This is a genomic window from Pseudomonas sp. DL, from assembly GCF_047199225.1.
GTDB classification, from domain to species: Bacteria; Pseudomonadota; Gammaproteobacteria; order Pseudomonadales; family Pseudomonadaceae; genus Pseudomonas; species Pseudomonas aeruginosa.
On sequence record NZ_CP178323.1, the window covers coordinates 3,464,532 to 3,487,825 of the forward strand.

Annotated in this window: 16 protein-coding genes and 2 pseudogenes; 8 read left to right on the forward strand and 10 right to left on the reverse strand. The window is 65.7% G+C overall.

Going from position 1 to position 23,294, the window contains the following annotated elements; genetic code table 11:
* Window positions 1-357 precede the first annotated feature (357 nt).
* Both ACI766_RS16040 and ACI766_RS16045 read left to right on the forward strand, forming a co-directional pair.
* The gene (locus tag ACI766_RS16040) at window positions 358-1,662 is read left to right on the forward strand and encodes a hypothetical protein (protein WP_412828460.1); all 1,305 of its coding nucleotides are present in this window, start codon (window positions 358-360) and stop codon (window positions 1,660-1,662) included.
* A gap of 135 nt (window positions 1,663-1,797) precedes the next feature.
* Window positions 1,798-2,652, forward strand: a complete 855-nt coding sequence (locus ACI766_RS16045) for a hypothetical protein (RefSeq protein ID WP_228518717.1) — start codon at window positions 1,798-1,800, stop codon at window positions 2,650-2,652.
* Between the two features lie 295 nt (window positions 2,653-2,947).
* Here the strand turns inward: ACI766_RS16045 and ACI766_RS16050 are convergent.
* From ACI766_RS16050 to ACI766_RS16065, 4 genes and pseudogenes are all read right to left on the reverse strand, one after another.
* Window positions 2,948-3,932, reverse strand: a pseudogene (locus ACI766_RS16050) (IS5 family transposase).
* A 404-nt stretch (window positions 3,933-4,336) separates the two neighbouring features.
* Window positions 4,337-4,717, reverse strand: a complete 381-nt coding sequence (locus ACI766_RS16055) for a DUF4354 family protein (protein ID WP_003114920.1) — start codon at window positions 4,715-4,717, stop codon at window positions 4,337-4,339.
* A gap of 417 nt (window positions 4,718-5,134) precedes the next feature.
* Window positions 5,135-5,710 (reverse strand): methyl-accepting chemotaxis protein, encoded by a 576-nt coding sequence (locus ACI766_RS16060; RefSeq protein ID WP_369810617.1) that lies wholly within the window; start codon window positions 5,708-5,710, stop codon window positions 5,135-5,137.
* Window positions 5,711-6,430 (reverse strand): annotated as a pseudogene (locus ACI766_RS16065) (PAS domain-containing protein); the annotation flags it as partial.
* Window positions 6,431-6,801: 371 nt separating this feature from the next.
* On the opposite strand from ACI766_RS16065, the gene ACI766_RS16070 reads away from it, so the two are divergent.
* Together ACI766_RS16070 and ACI766_RS16075 are read left to right on the forward strand one after the other, a co-directional pair.
* A complete protein-coding gene (locus ACI766_RS16070) occupies window positions 6,802-7,098 on the forward strand; it encodes a hypothetical protein (RefSeq protein WP_003114923.1) in 297 nt (98 codons plus the stop codon).
* A gap of 46 nt (window positions 7,099-7,144) precedes the next feature.
* Window positions 7,145-7,714 (forward strand): GNAT family N-acetyltransferase, encoded by a 570-nt coding sequence (locus ACI766_RS16075; RefSeq protein ID WP_079988754.1) that lies wholly within the window; start codon window positions 7,145-7,147, stop codon window positions 7,712-7,714.
* 61 nt (window positions 7,715-7,775) lie between these two features.
* Here ACI766_RS16075 and metE read toward each other — a convergent pair whose 3' ends face one another.
* From metE to ACI766_RS16105, 6 genes are all read right to left on the reverse strand, one after another.
* Window positions 7,776-10,076 carry a 5-methyltetrahydropteroyltriglutamate--homocysteine S-methyltransferase gene (metE, locus tag ACI766_RS16080; RefSeq protein ID WP_003139809.1) on the reverse strand — a complete coding sequence of 767 codons (2,301 nt, stop codon included), beginning with the start codon at window positions 10,074-10,076 and terminating at the stop codon, window positions 7,776-7,778.
* A 132-nt stretch (window positions 10,077-10,208) separates the two neighbouring features.
* The gene (locus tag ACI766_RS16085) at window positions 10,209-12,479 is read right to left on the reverse strand and encodes an OsmC domain/YcaO domain-containing protein (RefSeq protein ID WP_031635062.1); all 2,271 of its coding nucleotides are present in this window, start codon (window positions 12,477-12,479) and stop codon (window positions 10,209-10,211) included.
* An 80-nt stretch (window positions 12,480-12,559) separates the two neighbouring features.
* Window positions 12,560-12,886, reverse strand: coding sequence for a DUF2149 domain-containing protein (locus tag ACI766_RS16090; RefSeq protein WP_003088238.1), 327 nt, complete (start codon window positions 12,884-12,886; stop codon window positions 12,560-12,562).
* Complete coding sequence (locus ACI766_RS16095; protein ID WP_003088234.1) at window positions 12,886-13,362, reverse strand: MotA/TolQ/ExbB proton channel family protein; 477 nt, start codon at window positions 13,360-13,362, stop codon at window positions 12,886-12,888. Before ACI766_RS16095 ends, ACI766_RS16090 begins: the two co-directional genes overlap by 1 nt.
* Window positions 13,359-17,204 carry a cobaltochelatase subunit CobN gene (cobN, locus tag ACI766_RS16100; protein ID WP_023104285.1) on the reverse strand — a complete coding sequence of 1,282 codons (3,846 nt, stop codon included), beginning with the start codon at window positions 17,202-17,204 and terminating at the stop codon, window positions 13,359-13,361. The genes ACI766_RS16095 and cobN overlap by 4 nt, the downstream gene beginning before the upstream one ends.
* Window positions 17,204-19,165: a TonB-dependent receptor domain-containing protein gene (locus tag ACI766_RS16105; protein WP_003144445.1), complete on the reverse strand. Its 1,962-nt coding sequence runs from the start codon at window positions 19,163-19,165 to the stop codon at window positions 17,204-17,206. Before ACI766_RS16105 ends, cobN begins: the two co-directional genes overlap by 1 nt.
* Window positions 19,166-19,332: 167 nt before the next feature.
* On the opposite strand from ACI766_RS16105, the gene ACI766_RS16110 reads away from it, so the two are divergent.
* From ACI766_RS16110 to ACI766_RS16125, 4 genes are all read left to right on the forward strand, one after another.
* A complete protein-coding gene (locus ACI766_RS16110; RefSeq protein ID WP_023104284.1) occupies window positions 19,333-20,142 on the forward strand; it encodes a class I SAM-dependent methyltransferase in 810 nt (269 codons plus the stop codon).
* Window positions 20,143-20,299: 157 nt separating this feature from the next.
* Window positions 20,300-22,327, forward strand: coding sequence for a ribonucleoside triphosphate reductase (locus tag ACI766_RS16115; RefSeq protein WP_023104283.1), 2,028 nt, complete (start codon window positions 20,300-20,302; stop codon window positions 22,325-22,327).
* Between the two features lie 43 nt (window positions 22,328-22,370).
* Window positions 22,371-22,517: an anaerobic ribonucleoside-triphosphate reductase gene (nrdD, locus tag ACI766_RS16120; protein ID WP_003088212.1), complete on the forward strand. Its 147-nt coding sequence runs from the start codon at window positions 22,371-22,373 to the stop codon at window positions 22,515-22,517.
* Window positions 22,514-23,212 (forward strand): anaerobic ribonucleoside-triphosphate reductase activating protein, encoded by a 699-nt coding sequence (locus ACI766_RS16125; RefSeq protein WP_003088207.1) that lies wholly within the window; start codon window positions 22,514-22,516, stop codon window positions 23,210-23,212. The genes nrdD and ACI766_RS16125 overlap by 4 nt, the downstream gene beginning before the upstream one ends.
* Window positions 23,213-23,294 lie beyond the last annotated feature (82 nt).

Consider the following 23,294-nt stretch of genomic DNA (forward strand, 5'->3'; position numbering starts at 1 on the left):
GTAGCTGCGTATGGCGTCTCTCATTGGTATTGATTTCGCCAATCTGGATTGGCAGAAAACGGCCAGAAGCAGCCGCTCATTAGCCGACGCCTGGATAGGTCTCATACCCCAGGAGAGATTTGCCGCAAGCTTGAGCAGAGTGCCTAGAAGACCATGGGAGATTCAATCAGCCAGAAAAAGCGCTTGATCTAAGCCAATCGTAGAGACACAGTTCAGCGCAAGGAAGGATACGCCTGATTCGCAAAGATGCAGTCATTTCAAACCGCAGGAGTTCCGATCAGCCATTGACGATAGCTAATCCTATGATTCGCTGTTCTCTCGAGCCCATGAACAAACTCATACTTTAAGGACGTGCCTATGCCTGGCTTTTCCCTGGAAGGATTCGCTGACGATATCTTTGCTGCCAAAACAAAGGAGTACTTCAAAGAAGTTTTGTCTTCATACCAGAATGGAAATTACCGATCTTCCGTAGTAATGCTCTGGTCAGTCGCGGTGTGCGACCTAATTTACAAGCTTGAGTACCTTATTGATGTATACAGGGATGCAACAGCTACCGAAATCATCAACGAGATGACCCGAATTCAGGTTCAAGAACCCTTTTCCTCAGCATGGGAAATAAAGCTGATTGAAGACACCTTCTTGAAGACACGATTACTTGACGCTCCAGAGTACGAAAATCTCAAATTTCTGCAAAAGCAACGACACCTCTCGGCGCATCCTGTTTTGACTCAGGAGCGAGAGCTCCACGCGCCTAACCGTGAAACAGTCAGATCCCTGCTTCGCAATACGTTGGAAGATTTACTCATCAAGCCACCCTTCTACACTCAGCACATCCTGAATGAAATGCTCACAGACCTTGCCGAACATAGAGATGCATTGAACGATCGCCATAAGGTTAAAGGGTATGTGGAAAGCCGGTACCTACGGCGGTTCAAACCCACGGTCGAAACCTCCATCTTTAAATCACTATGGAAACTCACCTTCAAGCTTGAGAATGATGAGTGCAATGCGAACAGAAGGATCAACCTGAACGTCCTTGAAGCGATCAGTGATCGGCAGGCAGGCCGTTTGGAGGAGATCATCAGGGCTGAGCAAGAATACTTCAGCAACGTCGCTGCTGACGGTGAGCCGTTGAAGTTTTTTGTTTACTACTTATCCAAGCATTCAACATTACATGCCCTACTATCGGATGCGGCGAAGTTACGTGTTCAGCACGGAATTGCAACAGATTCCACCGCAAAAATTGCCGGCTGGTTTGTAAAAACTGACTTGTCCGCTCACTTCGTAGATCTTCTGCAATGGATCGAAAGTGACGACTACCCACGCCTCAATGACGAACAACTGAAGCTCATAGTAGAAATTGAGGACTCACCCGAGTGGCAGCAGTGGGCGTGTAAGCTCTTGGGAGCGTATTACGGAACGAGCGGAAGCTTCAACAGTGCTGATGTTCGGTTTGCTAGTGCGATCGAGCCCTACCTGCACCTTTTCGATCTGGAGGCGTTACTCTTCACGCTAGAGCGAATTGAACGAAATGGTCAGACGTATGGACGTGGCGCTGCACGTATTGACCACATGGAAGTCAAAAACCGTCTATTAGCTATCGATCAGGATTTTAATTTCACGCCCTATCCTAATTTTTCTCGCAGGCTGGATGCCGAGTAGTGACATTAGGCGTGACAGGTTTCCGCCTGTCGCAACCGGCTTGAGTCGGCCTTGAACGGCTATCCGGACGCGCCGAACTTTGGAAGCTCAGGTGACCGTTGTACCTTCGGAGCGGTAATTGAACAGGGGGTCTAGATGATTGTGAGGACAAGTAAATTGCTAAATTTCGATAAGTCGTGGCGTTTCAAGTCCCCGGGTCCAATCCCGCACGGCGTTGTCCGTGATTTTTATGGTCTGATTGAAAAAATTGCGGCGCAGGGAGATGCATGGCGCGCAGTTGAGCAATGCAAAAACCGCTTCGGCGGGACTGGTCGAAGCAGCAGCCCGGACTGGGCGTGGAGTGATTTATCTCGGTTCATGGATAGCTCGGCTGAGAATGCGCCGGTGTTTATCGAGGCTTTTTGGAATTGCTGCGTAGACCTCGAACAGTCCGGCTTGAACGTGCCAGATGTCCAAATTATCAACGCTATCCTAGCGGAGCATGATGCGGGCTATGAAATTCAACTGCCTGACTTAATCGCAACGCGCGCCTATACACCGATCACCGTGCCGCGTTTGGCGCCCTCGTTGGATGAACAGGCCCGCGCGCTTATAGATGAATGCCTAGCGGAGTCCGAACGGCTGCTCGATACGGGGCAGGGCCGGCGCGCGGTTCAAGAAACTCTTTTCCTTCTGGAGTCGATTACGACAGCCTTTCGAGGTATAGGCGAGGACACAGTGACGATTCAGGGGAAGTATTTCGGGCCCATCATTAACGAGATGAAAAAGCAGGGGCGAGGCAAGGCGCAGGAAAATATTCTGACCTGGATGACAACCTTGCACGGCTACCTTTCATCGCCGACGGGAGGCGGGGTTCGCCACGGAACCGATCTAAAAGAAGGCATCGCGATCCAGCCACACGAGGCGCGTCTGTATTGCAACCTTGCGCGCAGCTATCTCATCTTTTTGCTGGAAGAGCACGATCAGCAAACCAACGGAGCGTCCTCCTAGGCCGTGGGGCACATACTAGACCATCAGTGATGGCTTCTAAGCGTCACTCAGCGCTTGACCTAGGACTTGTCGCCCCTCTCAATTGCCTGTTATGGCAGGTCGCTTTTGGTCGACTTCAGCCGGCCGCGACCGGTAGAGAACGGCCAAAAGCAGACACCACGTGTATCTCAATAAAGCTAAGGAAGCTCTGAACAAGTCAGTCACACGCAGCCGATTGGCGACCTGACTCCTTTTTCAGCCCAGCCTTCGGGGGCTGATTCACCCGAAGCCAGGCTTTTGCCCTGACTGCTGTGTTTTACAGGCGTACCTCTCCTGCGCCGGCCAGCCAGTGCACGGGCCATCCATAGGTTCGACAGGGCGAACAGCGTCACCAGTTGCGCGGTGTTCTTGGTTAGTCCCCGGAAGCGCACCTTGGTGTAGCCGAACTGGCGTTTGATTCCCCGGAATGGATGTTCGACCTTGGCCCGTACCTGCGCTTTGACCTTCTCGATCTTGCGCCTGGCCGTGTATAGAACACTGCGCTTGCTCAGGCGCTGGTAGGTACTCCGCCGTGCCGCGATCTGCCAGATGATCTCACGCCCTTCATGCTCCGGGCGTTTCTCCACGCCGGTGTAACCCGCATCGGCTCACACCACGTTCTCCTTACCGTGCAGCAATCGGTCGACCTGGGTGACATCGGCCACGTTGGCCGCCGTCCCCACCACGCTGTGCACCAGGCCGGACTCGGCATCGGCGCCGATATCCGCCTCCATCCCGAAGAAGTATTGGTTGCCCTTCTTCGTTTGGTGCATCTCAGGATCGCGTTTGCCTTCCTTGCTCTTGGTCGAACTGGGTGCATGGATGATAGTCGCATCGACAATGGTGCCCTAGCGCAGCGACAGTCCTCGCTCGCCCAGATGGCTATTGATTACAGCCAGGATGCCCGCCGCCAAACCATGCTGCTCCAGCAGGTGGCGAAAGTTCATGATCGTCGTGTCTTCCGGGATGCTGCCCTGGGTCAGCGACAGCTTGGCGAACTGACGCAGCGAGGTGATCTCGTACAGCGCTTCCTCCATCGCCGGATCGCTGAGGGCGAACCAGTTTTGCAGCAGGTGGATGCGCAGCATGGTTTCCAGCGGATACGGCGGACGACCATTGCCTGCCTTGGGATAGGACGGCTCGATCAACTCCAGCAGCCCGGCCCAAGGCACCACTTGCTCCATCTCTGCCAGAAAGCGCTCGCGCCGCGTCTGTTTGCGTTTGCCGGCGTACTCGGCATCGGAAAAGCTTATCTGGGTCATGCGGCAGGGCTCGGGTTCAGCGGGGGCACCATTTCATCAGATCGGCCGGGACTTTTCCGGAGTTACCCTAACCGCAGTAGTTGCGGCTTGAGTGGCGCGGATTCGGTTTTTGGAATGTGGTGTGGGCAGGTATTATGCTGCCGGCCCTCTCCCGCACGCGGGAGGGGGCCGGGCGTGCCTTGTGGGTCGAGCGCCTCGCTCGGGCGCAGCCTGGAGCGATGTCTACCCTCCCCTAGCCCCGGGCATCTGGAAACTGGAATTCGGCCCCCAGCCCAGGCAACCAGAAGCACCGGAAACGCGCCTGAATGATTTCAGATTCGCGCCGAAACCTTCGAAAGCCGTTTCCTCGCACCCGAAAGCCGCCGAGGCTGCCCTGCGGCTTTCGCTGCGCAACGGCTAGTCGCCTACTTGCACCGGTCGCTCAGCCTGACCAGCGATGCGCCGTACACCGCGTCGTCTTCGGAGGCGAAGATCGCGTCGCCTTCAACGGAGGCGCCCGGCTTGAGGGTATCGGCGGTGAGTTCCTCGTCCACGGTATCCAGCCTGAAGGACTGGCCGGCGGCGGACTGCGCCACCAGGCAGCTGTTCTTCAGGCTGATCTCGCTCTTCGCCGCATTCACCAGGCGGACCTTGAAGGCCTGGGTGCGGAAGTGCTTGTCGCCGACGGATACGCTGCCCTTGTCGCCCTGGCGGGCGAAGACCATCACTGCGTCCGGCGCGGCGGCGAAGCCGAGGGAAGGAGCGGCCAGCAGGCCGGCCAGGGTCAGGGCCATTGCGTTCTTCATACTGATTTCCTTTGGCAAAGACTGAACGACCCGGTGATTTTCCGTGGGTCTTTTCGCCGCGATCAAGCGCAGTGCCAAGGAATGCGGGGCGCCTCGTGTTCTGCACGTCGGAGGGTTTCCAGCGGAACTTTTCCCGCAACCGTGCTTCCAGGCGAAAACCGCTCGCTACGTGGAGCGCCGGTCTTCGGCCCCACACGATCCTCGCGCCCGCCAGGCTGTCCTCGAACGCTTGCAACCGAAGGCCAGGCGCTCGGCCAAGGCGCTGGCGGCGCAGAAGCTGTCGCCGGAGGGATGGCCGAGGATCAGGCGGACGTTCTTCGGTGGCATGTCGCGTTCGACTCCGCTGCGGGTGGCGAGCGGAGTCTGCGCTCGCCACCTTGTGGGAGAGTCACGACCGGGCGCCGTCCCGGTTGCGCCTCACTTGAACAGGCTCGACACCACCCGCGCCACGTGCTCGGCGCCCTTGCTGATCTCCTGCATGATGCCGGCCACGGTGGTGATCTGGTTGTTGTTCTCCTGGGCGCTGGACTCGATGGTCTGCATGTTGTGGTTGATCTGCTGGGTCAGCTTGACGTTCTCGGTGACCACGTTCTTGATCTCCACCGTGGCGCCGCTGGTGCGCGCCGCCAGTTGCCGCACCTCGTCGGCGACCACCGCGAAGCCGCGCCCCATGTCGCCGGCGCGAGCCGCCTCGATGGCGGCGTTGAGGGCCAGCAGGTTGGTCTGTTCGGCGACGCTCTGGATGGTGGTGACGATGTTCTCGATGTCCTTGGTCTGGTGGGTGAGCTGGGAAATCAGGCCGACGGCGGTGTTGACCATCGACAGGGTCTTGGCCGACAGGGCGACGGACTGGTCGAGGGAGTCGATGCCGCGGGTGGAAATCTGCGCGGTCTCTTCCGCGGTGGAGAACGACAGCTCGGCGGCGCGCCGTACTTCCTCGTTGCGATTGACCTGCTCGGTAACGTCGATGGCGAACTTGATGACCTTGATTATCCGCCCCGAACTGTCCTTGACCGGGTTGTAGGTGGCTTCAATATGTACCCGCTCGCCGGCGGCGCTGCGGCGCTCGAAATGCCCGCGGGAGAATTCGCCGTGCCGCAGCCGAGCCCAGAAATCCGGGTTCTCCCGATAGAACTCGTCGAAGCAGAGCATGCGGTGGTGCTGGCCCTTGAGCGACTTGAGGCTGTAGCCGAAGAGACGCAGAAAGTTCTCGTTGGCATCGAGTATCTCGCCGTCCGGGGTGAACTCGATGACCGCCATGGACTGGCGTATGGCGTCGTTGATCGCGTTGAGCAGGAGCAGTTCGGAATGGTTGCGGGTCACGTCGGCGGCGATCTTCAGCACCTCGACGACCGCCCCTTCGGCATTCTTCACCGGGAAATAGGTGGCCTCCAGCCAGACCGGCGTACCATCGCGCCGCAGGCGCTTGAACACACCGCGCTGGGGCGTGCCGCTGGCCAGTTCCTTCCAGAAGCGCACGTAGGCGGCGGAGGCCTGGAAGTCCTCTTCGCAGAAGATCCGATGGTGCTTGCCGACCAGCTCGTCCGCCGAGTAGCCGACCACCGCGAGGAACAGCGGGTTGGCGGACAGTATCTGGCCATCGGGAGTGAAACGGATGGTGGCGACGTTCTGCCCGATGGCATCGAGTCGCCACGCCAGGTCTTCATCCTTGGCGGCGCTTTCCACCGCCCTGCTTTTTCTGCCGAAGAGCATCGCGCACGACTCCTTGATGGCGCCTGTCCATCGCGAGGGAGTGGAGAACCGGAGATAGCCGTCCTACCGCTAAACGCCAGTGTAGATCGGGCTCCGGCAACTTTCCTCGGCGCCCGCATCGCCGTCCGTCCCCTAGCGGGCGGGACCCAGCGGGGCGCGCGATGCCAGGATCGCCAGGCCGGCCAGCCCGACTACCGAGACGCTCTGGTTGAGGCAGGCATTGGTACGCCCAGACAATCGCCCCGCGCCCGTGCATCAGCCAGGCTGCGAGCCATGCCAGCGCCGGTCCGCGCTATGATCGCTGCGCCCGGACTGACCGCGCTCCGACCTCGCGCCGTCGTATCCCGAAACCCACTTCCAGGAGGAAGCACATGGCAACCGATCTCTACGCGCTGGCCGAACAGGTCGAGGACGAAGCGGGTTTCCTGCGCTTCCTCGCCGCGCTGGCGGCGGACTGGGAGGAAGACCGCCGCCTCGCCGCCGCCAACCCGCCGAAACCGTTCGGCCCCAGCCCGCTGGGTTGGGAGAACGGCAGCATCGGTGGCTTCCTCGATGCCGCCGCGACCTGGGGCGAGGACTCCCGCGACGGCCTGCCGGGCTATTCCAGGCCGGAGAATGCCTGGCGGCGCGCGGCGCAGCTGATGCTGGCGGGCAAGTTCTATGAATGACTTCAAGTCCGCCCTGGCGCCCTTCCCGCCCGACTACCCGAGGGGCTTGCCGGGCAACCGACGGCAGGTGCCGATACTGCATCGCGACGCGGACTTCCTCCTGCGCGCGCTGCAACCCGACGATTTCGTCCGGACCAGCCGCTACGAGAACGCCAACCGCGAGCACCTGGCGCCATGGGAGCCGCTGCGCGACCCGGGGTATTTTTCCGTGGACAACGCCCGCGCCCGCACCCTGCTACAGGTGGCGAGCATGGACGAAGGCGAGGCGCTTCTCCTGCTGTTGCTCGATCCCGACGACGGCGAGGTGCTGGGGCGCTGCAGCTACACCAATATCGTCCGCGGGGTATTCCAGGCCTGCCACCTGGGCTTTTCCCTGGCCGCTGCGGCGCAGGGCCGCGGCCTGATGGCACGAGCCCTGCGGGTAGCCAACCGGTATTGCTTCGAGCAGCTCGGCCTGCACCGGATCATGGCCAGCCACCTGCCGCGCAACGCACGCAGCGAGCGCCTGCTGGAAAACCTCGGCTTCGAGAAGGAAGGCTACGCCCGCGCCTACCTGAAGATCGCCGGGGTCTGGGAAGACCATGTGCTACGGGCGCTGGTGGACGCTCCGCGCTGAACCGACGTGCAAATGCGCAACGGGACGCCAGGCGTCCCGTTCCGCTCACCAGGCCCGCCGGTCAACCGCGGGCGAGGTCGCCACGCAGTTCGCGGGCGGCGGCGACCATGTTCACCAGCGCTGCCTCGGTTTCCGGCCAGGCGCGGGTCTTCAGGCCGCAGTCCGGGTTGACCCAGAGCCGCTCGGCGGGTATCCGCCGGGCCGCCTTGCGCAGCAGCGCGACGATCTCTTCCCGGCTCGGCACGCGCGGCGAATGGATGTCGTAGACGCCCGGACCGATCTCGTTCGGGTAGTCGAACTGCTCGAAGGCCTCCAGCAGCTCCATGTCCGAACGCGAAGTCTCGATGGTGATCACGTCGGCGTCCATGGCGGCGATGGACTCGATCACATCGTTGAACTCGCTGTAGCACATGTGCGTATGGATCTGGGTTTCGTCGCGGACTCCGGAGGCGCACAGGCGGAAGGCCTCGGTGGCCCACTCCAGATAGTGCGGCCAGGCGTTGCGGCGCAGCGGCAGGCCTTCGCGGAAAGCCGCCTCGTCGATCTGCACGATCCTGATGCCGGCGGCCTCCAGGTCGACCACTTCGTCGCGGATCGCCAGGGCCAACTGGCGCGCCTGCACCTCGCGAGACACGTCCTCGCGCGGGAAGGACCACATCAGCATGGTCACCGGGCCGGTCAGCATGCCCTTCATCACCTTGTCGGTAAGGCTCTGGGCGTACCTGATCCACTCCACGGTCATGGCCCGCGGACGGCTCAGGTCGCCATAGATCACCGCCGGCTTCACGCAGCGCGAGCCGTAGCTCTGCACCCAGCCGAAGCGGGTGAAGACGTAGCCGTCCAGTTGCTCGGCGAAGTACTCGACCATGTCGTTGCGCTCGGCCTCGCCGTGCACCAGCACGTCCAGCCCCAGTTGCTCCTGGATCTGCACCGCATGGCGGATCTCGCTGTGCATCGCCTCGATGTACTCGGCCTCGCTCAGCTTGCCCTGCTTGAACGACTGGCGGGCCAGGCGGATCGACGAGGTCTGCGGGAAGGAGCCGATGGTGGTGGTCGGGAACGCCGGCAGGTCGAGTCCGGCGCGCTGCCTGGCGATGCGTTCGGCGAACGGCGAGCGGCGCTGGGCGTCGCTGGCCTTGATCGCGGCCAGGCGCGCCTGCACGGCCGGCTTGTGGATTCGCGGCGAAGAAGCGCGGCTGGCCTGGACCGCACGGCTCTCTTCCAGGGCGGCAAGCACCTCGGCGGCCTCCGGCTCAGTGGCGGCACGGGCCAGCACCGCGACTTCGCGGCACTTCTGCACGGCGAAGGCCAGCCAGCTCTTCAGCTCGGCGTCCAGCCCGTCTTCGCGCTCCAGGTCCACCGGGCTGTGCAGCAGCGAGCAGGACGGCGCGACCCACAGCCGCTCGCCCAGGCGCTCCCGGGCATGGCGTACCACTTCCAGGGCTTTCTCCAGGTCGCAGCGCCAGACGTTGCGTCCGTTGACCAGGCCCAGCGAGACGACCTTGTAGGCCGGCAGGCGGTCGAGGATGCTCGGATACTGTTCCGGCGCTCGCACCAGGTCGATGTGCAGGCCGTCCACCGGGAGGTTGGCGGCCAGGCCCAGGTTGTCTTCCAGGCCGCCGAAGTAGGTGGCGACCAGCTTCTTCAGCGGTTCGCTCTGTAGCAGGTTGTAGGCGCGCTCGAAGGCGTTCTTCCATGCCTGCGGCAGGTCGAGGACCAGGATCGGCTCGTCGATCTGCACCCACTCCACGCCCTGGCCGGCGAGGCGGCGCAAGATCTGGCCGTAGAGCGGCAGCAGGCGGTCCAGCAGGTCGAGCCTGTCGAACTCGGCGCCCTTGGCCTTGCCCAGCCACAGGTAGGTCAGCGGACCGATCAGCACCGGCTTCACCTGGTGGCCGAGGGCCCTGGCCTCGTCGACCTCCTCGAACAGTTGTTCCCAGCTCAGCTGGAACTGCTGATCGGCGCTGAACTCGGGGACCAGGTAGTGATAGTTGGTGTCGAACCACTTGGTCATTTCCTGGGCATGGGCACCGCCGCAACAACTGTCGTCGCTGACGCCACGGGCCATGCCGAACAGGGTATGCAGGGTCGGCCCGGCCTCGCCGTGCGCCCGGAAGCGCTCGGGGATCACGCCGAAGGTCAGCGAATGGGTCAGCACCTGGTCATACCAGGCGAAATCGCCGACCGGCAGCAACTGGATGCCGGCGTCCTTCTGTACCTGCCAGTGGGCGGCGCGCAGCTGCCGGCCGACGGCCCGCAGGCCGGCCTCGTCCAGCTCGCCCTTCCAGAACGCTTCCTGGGCTTTTTTCAGTTCGCGATCGCGTCCGATGCGTGGGAAGCCGAGAGTGTGGGCCAGGGCCATGGGTGTTCCTCCAGTCGAAAGGTCGATGGAGGGATTCTCGTGAGGCTCATGCCATGAGACAAACTCAATTTCTTCGTGATGAAATCAAGTTTCCCTCATGATCATCCTCGCGCCCTGACCTCGGCGCCCTCCTCACTTGCGCTTGCGGATCGCCAGGCGCCGAGGCTTGAGACCGCCAGCCGCGGCAGCGCCGGCCTCGCCGTCGACCACGGGCTGCATCCTGGCTCGCGCCGCGTGCAGCTTCTTGTAGCTGTCGATCAGCCGCAGGTGCCGGTCGAGCCCTTCCAGCTTCATGCTGGTCGGCGTCAGGCCGAAGAAGCGCACGCTGCCGTCCACCGAGCCCAGCGCGGCGTCCATCCGCGCGTCGCCGAACATGCGGCGGAAATTGGCCTCGTAGTCGGCGATCTCCAGCTCGTCGTCGAGGACGACCTCCAGCACCACGTTCAGCGCCTGGTAGAACAGGCCGCGCTCGACGCTGTTGTCGTTGTACTGGAGGAACGCCTCCACGCCTTCCTTGGCGTCTTCGAAGCGCTTCAGGGCGAGGCCGATGAGCACTTTCAGCTCGAGGATGGTCAGTTGGCCCCAGACCGTGTTGTCGTCGAACTCGACGCCGATCAGCGTGGTGATGTCGGTGTAGTCGTCCACCTCGCAGTCTTCCAGGCGCTCCAGCAACGCCCCGAGCGCGGCGTCGTCGAGGCGGTGCAGGTTGAGGATGTCCTCGCGGAACGCCAGGGCCTTGTTGGTGTTGTCCCAGATCAGGTCTTCCACCGGATAGATTTCCGAGTAGCCCGGCACCAGGATCCGGCAGGCCGTAGCGCCGAGGTGCTCGTACACCGCCATGTAGACCTGCTTGCCCATGGCTTCGAGGATGCCGAACAGGGTCGCGGCTTCCTCGGCGTTGGCAGCCTCGCCCTGCCGGGTGAAGTCCCACTCGACGAACGGGAAATCGGCCTTGGCGCTGAAGAAGCGCCAGGACACCACGCCGCTGGAATCGATGAAATGCTCGACGAAGTTGTTCGGCTCGGTCAGCGCATGGCTTTCGAAGGTCGGCTGGGGCAGGTCGTTCAGGCCTTCGAAGCTGCGCCCCTGGAGTAGTTCGGTCAGGCTGCGCTCCAGGGCCACCTCGAAGCTCGGGTGGGCGCCGAAGGAAGCGAACACGCCACCGGTGCGCGGATTCATCAGGGTCACGCACATCACCGGGAATTCGCCGCCCAGCGAGGCGTCCTTGACCAGTACCGGGAAGCCCTGCTCTTCCAGGCCGCGGATCCCGGCGAGGATGCCCGGGTACTTGGCCAGCACCTCCGGCGGCACGTCCGGCAGCGCCAGCTCGCCTTCGAGGATTTGCCGCTTGACCGCGCGCTCGAAGATCTCCGACAGGCACTGCACCTGCGCCTCGGCCAGGGTATTGCCGGCGCTCATGCCGTTGCTGAGGTAGAGGTTCTCGATCAGGTTGGAGGGGAAATACACCACCTGGCCGTCGGACTGGCGCACGAAGGGCAAGGCGCAGATACCGCGCTGCACGTTGCCCGAGTTGGTGTCGTACAGGTGCGAGCCGCGCAGCTCGCCGTCGGGGTCGTAGATCGCCAGGCAATGGCCGTCGAGCAGTCCCAGCGGCAGCGCATCGTCGCGGCCGGGCTTGAACCAGCGTTCGTCCGGGTAATGGACGAACGCCGCATTGGCGATCTCTTCTCCCCAGTACTGGTCGTTGTAGAAGAAGTTGCAGTTCAGCCGCTCGATGAATTCGCCCAGCGCCGAGGCCAGCGCGCTTTCCTTGCTCGCGCCCTTGCCGTTGGTGAAGCACATCGGCGACTGCGCATCGCGGATGTGCAGCGACCAGACGTTGGGCACGATGTTGCGCCAGGAGGCGATCTCGATCTTCATGCCGAGGCCGGCGAGGATGGCCGACAGGTTGGCGATGGTCTGCTCCAGCGGCAGGTCCTTGCCCGGGATGCGCGTGCAGCCGGCGGCATCGGTGCCGGGCATCAGCAGCGCCTGGGCGTCGGCATCGAGGTTGTCGACCTCCTCGATGACGAACTCGGGTCCGGTCTGCACCACCTTCTTCACCGTGCAACGGTCGATGGAGCGGAGGATGCCCTGGCGGTCCTTCTCCGAGATGTCGGCCGGCAGTTCCACCTGGATCTTGAAGATCTGCCGGTAGCGGTTCTCCGGGTCGACGATGTTGTTCTGCGACAGGCGTATGTTGTCGGTGGGGATGTTGCGCGTCTGGCAGTACAGCTTGACGAAGTAGGCGGCACACAGCGCCGACGACGCCAGGAAGTAGTCGAACGGCCCCGGCGCGGAGCCGTCGCCCTTGTAGCGGATCGGCTGGTCGGCGATCACCGTGAAATCATCGAACCTGGCTTCCAGTCGAAGGTTATCGAGAAAATTGACCTTTACTTCCACGGCGAGCACCAAGAGAAACGGAAACCGGCCATTATCCGGGAACTCCGGGCAAAAGTCCCAGCTCTCCGCCGTACGCGTCGCTACTTGCCGGCCTCCCCGCCGCTCTCCGGCACGTAGATCATCCGTCCGTCGGCCAAGCGGTAGGTCACTCCGGCGCGGCTGCCCTGCCCTTCGCCGATCTCGCCGCTGGCCTGGTAGCGCTTCAGCTCCTTGCCGTCCTTGACCAGCATGCGCATGTCCGCCTCGCCGGGGTTCTCGACCACCACCACCTTGTCCTGGCTGAATGGGTTGAGCGGGTTCTGCACGATGACGATCAGGAGGATGCCGATCACCACCAGGAACAGGTCGATCAGGTTGACCATCGAGAGGATCGGGTCGTCCGCCTCGTCGTGTTCGAGGAAGCGCATCAGCCGGCCTCCCGCGCACGTTCGACGGCGCGCAGTTCCTGGAGCAGCCAGCGGCGACGCACGGTGAGGATGAAGAAGGTGATGCTGGCAGCGACCAGGGCCAGGATCACCGCGGAAAACGCCACCACCAGGTTCTCGCCGATCCCCTGGGCGTCGTTGCGGGTCAGCGCCAGCAGCGCCGGCCCCATGGGGATCATGGTCGCCACCAGGCCGAGCATCGGCGCGCTGCGCGAGGTGATCCGCAGCCATTCCAGGCGCTGCATGATCCACAGTTCGAGGTCGTCGCTGTTGCCGCCATGCAGCGCCTGCCAGGCCGCCAGGCGCGAGCGGTAGCGCCCGCGACGGCGCTGCCAGGCTTCCATGGCGAAGCCGCCGAGGGCGACGAAGGCGTAGGCCAGCGCGGCGAGGATCAACAGCAGCACCGGCAGCAGGAACAGGCGGGTGAGTTCGTAGAGGCTGGTTTCCAGACCATTCATGAGCGATTTTCCATCGGACGACGATTGACTACGGACTGCCGGACGGCGCCGGCGGCGAACAGCGCGAGCAGCACGGCGGCGGCCAGCCGGAGCCACGGCTGCGGCTCGCCGGACGGCGGCGGCGCGACTTCTTCGAGGACGCGGCCGCTGACCGTTTCGCCGGCACCGGACGCGGCCGCGCCCTCTGCCTGCGCCGCGGCCTCGCCGAAACCGCCGGCCATCCGTTCGATGAATTCACGGGTGGTCGCCGCGCCGACCTCGCCGGCGCCGGCGGCCGCCAGTTGCCGCCAGCGTTCGGCCAGTTCGCGGCGGGTCTGCTCGCTGGCGTCCCAGTAGCCCTTGCGGATGGCCTCGGCCATGCGCGCGATGATCTGCGCCTGGGCGGTCGGATTGTGCGTTTCGAACCACTCGGCGAGACCCAGCTCGCGGCGGTCCATGACGAAGGTGTCGTGCAACGCCTGCCACTGGTCGGCGCGGACCATGGTGCGATCCGCCGCCTGCCAGCCCCACAGGTTGTTGGCCAGGTCGAGCATTTCCAGGCTGCCGGCGTAGCCCTCGCGCTGCATCGCGGCGATCCACTGCGGGCTGAGGTAGCGCCCGCGCAGCTCGCTGGCGAGGAACTGCGCGGCGGCCGTGGTGTGCGGCTGGCGCTGGCGCAGGTCGGCGATGTACAGCGCCGGGCTGACGCCGTCGAGGTGGCGTACCGCCAGCGACAGGCCGCCGAGGTACTCGAACGGGTGGTCGGTGGAGAGCACGCCGTTGAGCGTCGAGGAGCGCGAGAGGATCGCCGCCTGTACACCCTTCAACTGTTCGGCGAACAGGTTGCCGCCATCCAGCTTCACGCCCCAGTCGCGACTGCCGTAGGCGTATTGCAGGCGCCCGAGGAACTGCTCGGCGAGCGCCGAGTCGTCGTCCCAGCGGGTGGAGTCGAGGGTCAGTTGCGTTACCCCGGTGCCGTAGTCGCCCGGCGCATTGCCGAACAGCCGCAGGCGCGACAGGCGCTGCGCCAGTGGCGCTTCGACGCCGCGTTCGCGCAGGCGCCGCTCCAGCGCCTGGCTGTTGCGCGCCAGCGGGTTGCCCGGCTCGTCCAGCGCGGCGAGGCGCTCGATGGCCTCGGCGAGCAGGCGCATGAAGCCGTCGAACTGGTCGCGGTAGACACTGGTCACCTGTAGCACCACGTCCACCCGTGGACGCCCCAGTTCCGCCGCCGGCACGATGTCCAGCGCCAGCAGGCGGCCACCGGCGTCCCAGCGCGGGCGCAGGCCGAGGGCGTGCAGCGCCTGGCTTTCGACGATGCCCAGGTGGCGCATGGTTTCCGACGACCAGAGGCTGAAGGCGAGCTTTTCCGGCGCCCTGCCCTGGTGCTCGGCGCGGTAGCTTTCCAGCAGTTGGCCGAAGGCCTCGGCGCCGGCTTCGTAGGCGGCGCGGGTCGGTACCTTGTCGGCCTCGAAGGCGAACAGGTTGCGCCCGCTGGGTACCTGCGGATTGCGGATCGGATCGCCGCCCGGCCCGGGCGCGACGAAGCGCCCGGCGAGGCCGGCGAGCAGCGCCTCCAGTTCGCCGGTGTCGGCGAGCTGGCGGTCCAGTTCGCGGGCGCGCAGCAACTGCTCGCGCAGGCGCGGATCGGCCACCTTGGCGATCTCGCCACCGTCGCGCAGGTAGCGTTGCAGCGTGCGGTAGGCACGACCTTCCCGCAGCGCCCTGAAATCGGCGGCGAACAGTTCGTCGGGGTCGAGACCGAGCGCGCGGTAGTAGGGCTCGCCGAGCTGCTGCATGACGGTGCCCAGGCGCAGCTCCGGCGAGGCGGCGACACCGAAGGTGTGCAGCCCCAGCGGCATCGCCGAGCCGGCCAGTCGGTGCAGGTGGTCGTGGAGCACGCCGAGGAACGCCGGGAAATCCTCGCGCATCGCTGCCTCGCTCCAGCCCAGGTCGTCGTTCATGTGCGCCGCCCGCACCGCCGCGCGGATCTGCTCGGCGCTGCGTTCGCGCACCGCGCCCTCGTCCAGTTGCTGGTATTCGTGGATCAGCTGGTGCAGGTCGCGCAGTTCGTCGTACAGCCCGGCCGGGGCGAACGACGGCGTCTGGTGGCTGACGGTGACCGCGCGCCCGCGCCGGCGCGCCTGGATCGCCTCGCCAACGTTGTCCTGGATGTACGGGTAGAACACCGGCAGGTCGCCGAGCGCCCGCAGCGGGTAGTCGCCCACCGCCAGCCCGCGGTCCTTGCCGGGTAGCCATTCCTGGGTGCCATGGGTGCCGAAATGGATCAGCGCGTCGGCGCCGAAACCCTCGCGGACGAACTGGTAGACCGCCAGGAAGAGATGGTCCGGCGGCACCGCGCTGTCGTGGTAGGCCTCGCCCGGACGGCCGGCGCGCGGCGGTTGCGGCAACAGCAGCAGATTACCCAGGCGCGCCGCCGGGAACACGAAGCGTCGCTGGCCGTCGATATCGCGCAAGGCCCAATGTCGACGCGGGTCGCCCCAGCGCGCGCGCATCTCCTCGCGCAGATCCGCCGGCAGCGCCTCGAACCAGTGCAGGTAGGCGTCCAGCGGCAGGCTCGCGGCGAGGCCGTCGCGATACAGCGCGTCCAGGGTCTGCGGCCGGTAGTAGCCGCCGAGCAGGCGCTGGGCGGTATCGATCAGCGCGCTTTCGTCGCTCGTCGCAACCCGGTAGCCGGCCGCCCGCAGCGCTTCGCCGAGACGGGCCAGGCTGGCCGGTACATTGAGATGCGAGGCGGCGACGTTCTTCTCGCCCTCCGGGTGGTTCCAGAACATCAGCGCCAGGTGCTTGTCCGCCGCCGGCAGGCGACGCAGGCGCAGCAGCCGGTCGAGCTTGTCCAGCAGGGCCTCGGCCTGCCCGGCCATCAGCTTCGGCTCGCCGTTCTCCAGGGCGCTGATCACCAGCGGATCGCTCATTCCCCAGGTTTCCGGCATGCCGAGGAAGGCCGCCGCGGTACGCGACGCCACCCCGCTGGCGGCGGCCAGCCAGTCGGCCTCGTTGCCGTCGCGGTAGCCGAGGGTCTGCAATACCGGCACGTCCAGCGCGAGGAACTCGGCACGGCGCGCCGGGCCGTTCTGCAGGTGCTGCAGGTTGACCAGCGCCTGGACATCGGCGCCAACGAAGGACTTCCTCAACGCCTCCGGATCGCTGTCGTCGAACCACACCGCCAGCGGCGCCTGGCCGTGCCGCTCGCTACGCCGCAACAGTTCGTCGATGGCGCCGGTCTGGGCGTCGGCGATGGCGCCGCGCGGGATCAGGAAGGCGATGCGCGGGGCATCGCTGGCCCAGCGCGAGGCGCCCCAGGCCAGGTAGTCGGCGAGGCCGGCGAACGGCGCCGGTGCGTCGGGATGATAGAAGCCGGCCTGCGCCAGGGGCTGCGGCGCCGGCAACGCGTCGACGGGCAGGCCGGCATGCCAGCGTCGGACCGCCTCGAACAGCCGGCGCAGGTTGGCTTCGCCGCCGTTCGCGTAGTAGCCGACCAGGCGCCCGCCCAGCGCCGCCGGCAGGTTGCCGAAACCCGGCGGACCGCCGCCGACGCGGATCCAGGGTTGCGTCCCGCCTTGCAAGCGCTCGCCCAGCGCCTCCTCGACCTGGGCGCGATCGGTCGGCCGCGGCGTGTCGAGGATCAGCAGGTTGCCGCCGTCCAGCCACTCGCCGGGCGGCGCCTCGCCGATGCCGAGGCGCAGGCCGCGCAACTCGACACCGGCCTCGCGCGCCCAACCGGCTAGGCGCTGGTGCTTGCCCGGGAGGACGAAATCGCTGCTGAGCAGACGCACCTGGGCCGGCTCCGCCCAGGCACAGAGACTGGCCAGCAGCGCGCCGCAGAAGAGTAGCGAACGGCGCATCAGAAGCTCGCCACCAGGCCGAGATGGAAGGTCCGCCCAGGTTCGGCATAGGTGAAGTGCGTGTCGTCGTCGGCCAGGCGCTGGTCGCCAAGGTTCTCGATGCCGCCGCGCAGCGTCAGGTTCTCGCTGAGTTTCTGGCTCAGCTCCAGGTGCCACAGGCTGTAGGCCGGCAAGGCGTAGCCGACGTTGCTGCTGTAGGCCACCTGGCTGCCGACGTATTCGGTGCGCAACTGGGCGCTGAAGCGGGCATTGGGGCTCCAGCGCAATTGGCTGTTGGCGAGGTGCCGGGAGCGATCGCCGAGGCGCTGGCCGGCGGTGCGGTTGCGCGCGTCGAGGTAGGTGTAGTTGAGTTCCCAGCGCAGGTCCGCCGGCAGGTCCACGCCGCCGCCCAGCTCGAGGCCGCGGATCCGTGCCCTGTCGACGTTCTCGTAGTTGCGTATCTCGCCGCCGCGCACCCCGCAGCGCGCTACGCAGACGGTCTGGATCAGGTCGCGGACATCGTTCTCGAACACCGTGCCCTTCAGCGACCAGCCATCGCCCTGGTAGTCGGCGCCCAGTTCGTAGGACGTATTGGTCTCCGGCTTCAGGTCGGGATTGCCGTAGATGGTGAAGCGCCCGCCGCCACCGACCGCCGCATACTCCGGCGATAGCTGCTTCAGGCTCGGCGCCTTGTAGCCGCGGCCGACGCCGGCGCGCAGGGTCAGCGCATCGGAAAGGTGGTGCAGCAGGTACAGGCGCGGACTGCTTTCCCAGCCGAACGCCTCGTGCTTGTCGAAGCGGCTGCCGAGGGTCAGCGACCAGTCCGGGCCGAAGGCGATCTCGTCCTGCAGGAACAGCGCCTTGTGTCGCGCGCTGGCGTCGCCGGCGGTATTCACCGAGCGATCCTCCAGTTCTTCCTTGCGCCATTCGCCGCCGAGGGTGAAGAGATGTCGCTCGAAGGCCGGCACGCTGAGGTGGCCGTCGACCACGCTGTCGGTAAGGCGCTGCGGGTTGCTCGGCGGTTGTCCGTCGGAACGCGCGTTGTGCCGCTCCAGGCGGTTGCGGTAGGTGCGCAGCTGGCTGCTGCCCCAGTCCCACTGGCCATTGTGGGCGAGCGACCAGCGCTCGCGTTCGATCACGTCGCGCGACTCGTAGTAGCGCGAGCGCGGCCCTCCGGTCTCGCTGTTGCGCCAGCGTCGTTCGCGCCCGCGCTGGTGGCCGAGGTCGATGCGCTGGGCGTCGTCCGGGGTCCAGCTGAGGTTCAGCCCACCGCTGTCGGCGTTGCCGCCTTCCAGCTCGGAGAGTCGGCGCTCATCGGCGTCCGGGGTTTCCTGCTGGCGGCGGCTCTCGCCGTTCAGGGCGAGGCCCAGCTTGCCGGGCACCAGCGGCCCGGCGAGATAGGCGCCGAGCTGGTGGCTCTGCCCGCCGAGGCCGTCCTCGCGCACGCCGCCATCGAGCAGACCGCTGCCCGTCCAGGTATCGGTGGCGCGCCGGGTGATCACGTTCACCACCCCGCCGAGGGCTTCCGAACCGTAGAGCGAGGACATCGGTCCGCGTACCACCTCGATACGCTCGATGCTCTCCACCGGCACCCAGCCGAGGTCGAAGTCGGAATGGGCGATGGCCCCGGACGAGGTGGAGATCCGCTGGCCGTCCACCAGCACCAGGGTGTGCTCGCTGGACATGCCGCGAACGCTGATGCCCCGCCGGGACATGCCGACGCCGTTGAACTGCAGGCTTTCCGAACCGCGCAGGGCTTCCTGCAGGTCGCGCACCGGGCGCCGCCGCAGGTCCTCGGCGGCGATCAGCGAAACGCTGGCCGGGGCGTCGCGCAGCTTGCGCTCGGTAGTGGTGGCGCTGACCACGGTCGGCTCCAGGTCGACCGGCGCGGCCAGCGCCAGGCAGGGAAGCAGGTAGAGGAACGGCACGGCGCGGGCCAGCCGCAGCGGAGGAAGACGGTGCGGGGAGGAATGGGGGGTCATGGTCGGCAGGTATGAATTATGAATACTTATAAGTTATAACATAACATTTTCTCGAATGAAGAATGCCCGCCGTTTCTTCTTCATCGAGGCGAGGGAACGTCTCGCTCGCCGTATCCCTCGAAGCACAGGACCCCACTCTCAACCGGGCATGCCCCCCAGGAGGAAAGATGACCGCAACCGAGCAGATCATGGCGCTCCTCGAACGCTGGGACCGCCAGCAGGAGGGCTACATCCGCCAGCGCGAGGAGCGCTACGAGGCGATGTTCCAGTTGCTCGAAGACCTCTTCGGCCGCGACGGGCGCTTCACCGCCATCGACGCCGCCTGCGGCCCGGGCTCCCTCGGCCGGCGCCTGCTCGAACGCTTCCCGGCGGCGCGGGTGGTGGCGCTGGACGCCGACGTCATGCTGCTGGAGATCGCGCGTACGGCGCTGGCCGGTTTCGCCGAGCGGGTCCGCGTGGTGGAGTGCGACCTCACCGATCCAGGCTGGACCGAACGGGTCGCCGAAGCGCGCGAGTCCCTCGCCGGCGAACGGCCCGCGGCGCTGCTCTCTTCCACCGCGTTGCACTGGCTGTCGCCCGCCGAACTCGCCGGGTTCTACGCCCAGGCCGGCGAGCTGCTCGCCCCCGGCGGCGTGCTGCTGAACGCCGACCACATGCGCTACGACCGACGCTGGCCGGGACTCGCGGAATTGTCCCGGAAGCACCGCGAGCGGGTCCTCCAGGCGTCCGTGGTCAGCGGCGCGGACAGTTGGGAAGACTGGTGGCAACGCGCCGCGCAGATCCCCCGGCTGGCCCCGCTGAAGGCGCAGCGCGACGCCCATTTCGCGCGGCGCCCGCTCAGGCGCGCCAGCGAAGACGAAGACTGCTCGCTCGATTTCCATCTCGCCGCCCTGCGCCAGGCGGGCTTCGCCGAGGCCGCCACGGTCTGGCAGCAGTTGGACAACTACGTGGTCTTCGCCCGCCTCGCCCAGGCCTGATACGCCGTCACCCGGGCACGGGGAATACCTCCAATGGAACCCGGGCAATCCGCCGGACGTTGACGCAGATCAACGCCGGCTCGGCGTCGCTCGCCAGAATCCACAACATCTTGTTGTTTTGCAAAATCAAAACACATCATGTTGTGGAGAAGTTGAAATGACCCAGCCCCGGAAGGCTACCTGGCCGGCCACCCTGCTCAAGCGCAACGGACGTGAAGTCCCTTTCGATCCCGGCAAGATCGAACGCGCCATCGCCGCCGCCGGCCAAGCCACCGGCGAGTTCGACCCGCAGCAGGCGCAGGCGCTCGCCGAACGCGTGGTGGAACGCCTGCCGGAACGCGCCTGCCTGGATATCGAACGGGTCCAGGACCTGGTCGAACGGGTGCTGATGGAGGCCGGCCACTACCCCACGGCGCGCGCCTACGTGGTCTACCGCGAACGCCACGGCCGGCTGCGCCGCGAGCGCAAGACCCTGGTGGACGTCGCCGCGTCGATGAACGAATACCTGTCCCGCGAGGATTGGCGGGTGCGCGCCAACGCCAACCAGGGCTATTCCCTCGGCGGGCTGATCCTCAACGTATCCGGCAAGGTCACCGCGAACTACTGGCTGGATGAGGTCTACGATGCCGACATTGCCGCCGCCCACCGCGACGCCGACCTGCATATCCACGACCTCGACATGCTCGCCGGCTATTGCGCCGGCTGGTCGCTGCGCACCTTGCTGAACGAAGGCCTGAACGGCGTGCCGGGGCGGGTCGAGGCCGGTCCGCCGAAGCACCTGGGCAGCGCCCTGGGGCAGATGGTCAACTTCCTCGGCACCCTGCAGAACGAGTGGGCCGGGGCCCAGGCCTTCAGCTCCTTCGATACCTACCTGGCGCCCTACGTGCGCAAGGACCGCCTCGACTACGCCAGCGTGCGCCAGGCCCTCCAGGAGTTCATCTACAACCTCAACGTGCCGTCGCGCTGGGGCACCCAGACGCCCTTCACCAACCTGACCTTCGACTGGGTCTGCCCGGACGACCTGCGCGACCAGGTGCCGCGCATCGGCGGCGAGGAGATGCCCTTCGCCTACGGCGAGCTGCAGGCCGAGATGGACCTGATCAACCGCGCCTACATCGAGGTGATGCAGGCCGGCGATGCCCACGGCCGGGTATTCACCTTCCCGATCCCGACCTACAACATCACCCACGACTTCCCCTGGGACAGCGACAACGCCACGCGCCTGTTCGAGATGACCGCGCGCTACGGCCTGCCCTACTTCCAGAACTTCCTCAACTCGGACATGCAGCCCAACCAGGTGCGCTCGATGTGCTGCCGCCTGCAACTGGACGTGCGCGAACTGCTCAAGCGTGGCAACGGCCTGTTCGGCTCGGCGGAGCAGACCGGCTCGCTGGGCGTGGTGACGATCAACTGCGCGCGCCTGGGCTATCGCCACCGTGGCGACGCCGCCGGCCTCTACCGCCAGCTCGACCACCTGCTCGAACTCGCCTTCGCCAGCCTGGAGCTGAAGCGCAAGGTGATCCAGCAGCACATGGATGCCGGCCTCTATCCCTACACCCGACGCTACCTGGGTACCCTGCGCAACCATTTCTCCACCATCGGCGTGAACGGCCTGCACGAGATGGTGCGCAACTTCAGCGACGACCGCGAGGGACTGCACAGCGAAGCCGGGCGCGAGATGGCCCTGGCCCTGCTCGATCACGTGCGCGCGCGGCTGGTGGGTTTCCAGGAGGACAGCGGGCACCTCTACAACCTGGAAGCCACGCCCGCCGAGGGCACCACCTATCGCTTCGCCCGCGAGGACCGCAAGCGCTATCCGCGCATCCTCCAGGCCGGCACGCCGGAGGCGCCCTACTACACCAACTCCTCGCAACTGCCGGTGGGCTTCACCGACGACCCGTTCGAGGCGCTGGAGCTGCAGGACGCCCTGCAATGCAAGTACACCGGCGGCACCGTGCTGCATCTCTACATGGCCGAGCGGATTTCCTCCGCCGAAGCCTGCAAGACCCTGGTGCGCACCGCCCTCGGTCGCTTCCGCCTGCCGTACCTGACCGTCACCCCCACCTTCTCGATCTGCCCGCGGCACGGCTACCTGACCGGCGAGCACGAGTTCTGCCCGAAGTGCGACGAGGAGCTGCTGCAACGCTCCACGCCCAAGAGCTGTTGCGGCGGCTGCGGCGGTTGAGTCGCCTGTCGTTCCTTTCATCCACCAGCAAGGAGTACCACCGATGAACCCCAACCAGTTGCCCGAAGGCCAGCGCCAGCGCTGCGAAGTCTGGACCCGCGTGATGGGCTACCACCGTCCCGTGGCAGCGTTCAATGCCGGCAAGCAGTCCGAGCATCGCGAACGCCGCCATTTCCGCGAGACGCGATGAGCGCCACGCTCAGGGTCGGGGGCCTGGTGCCCCTGACCACCCTCGACTACCCCGGCCTGCTCGCCTGCGTGCTGTTCTGCCAGGGCTGCGCCTGGCGCTGCCGCTACTGCCACAACCCGGAACTGATCGCGCCGCGCGGCGCGGAGGAAATCCCCTGGCCACGCCTGCTCGACTTCCTCCGCCGACGCCAGGGCCTGTTGCAGGCGGTGGTCTTCAGCGGCGGCGAGGCGACCCTGCAGGCGGCCCTCGGCGACGCCATGCGCACGGTCCGCGAACTGGGCTTCCGCGTCGGCCTGCACAGCGCCGGCATCAACCCCCGCGCCTTCGCCCGGGTGCTGGCGCAGAGCGACTGGGTGGGCTTCGACGTCAAGGCGCCGGCCGAGGACGTCGCCGCCATTACCGGCGTGGACGGCAGCGGCGCGGCCAACTGGCGCAGCCTGGAATGCCTGCTGGACAGCGGCGTGGCCTACGAATGCCGGACCACGGTGCATTGGGGCTTGTTCGATAGCGAACGCCTCTGGCGCCTGGCGACGCGCCTGCGCGCGATGGGCGTGGAGCGCTTCGCCGTACAACTGGCGCGCCCGGCCCGCCAGCTCGATCCGCAGCTTCTCGCGAAGCCCGCGCCGCAGGGCGCTGCGCAGCTATGGCGAGAACTGGAAGAGCTGTTTCCCGCCTTCGAACTGCGCGACGCCTGAGCCTCCGGTTCAGCGGCGCCGCTCGGGCCTGCCAGCTCGCTCGGACAGGGCGGGCAGTCCCGACCAGGCCTGCTCTTCACAA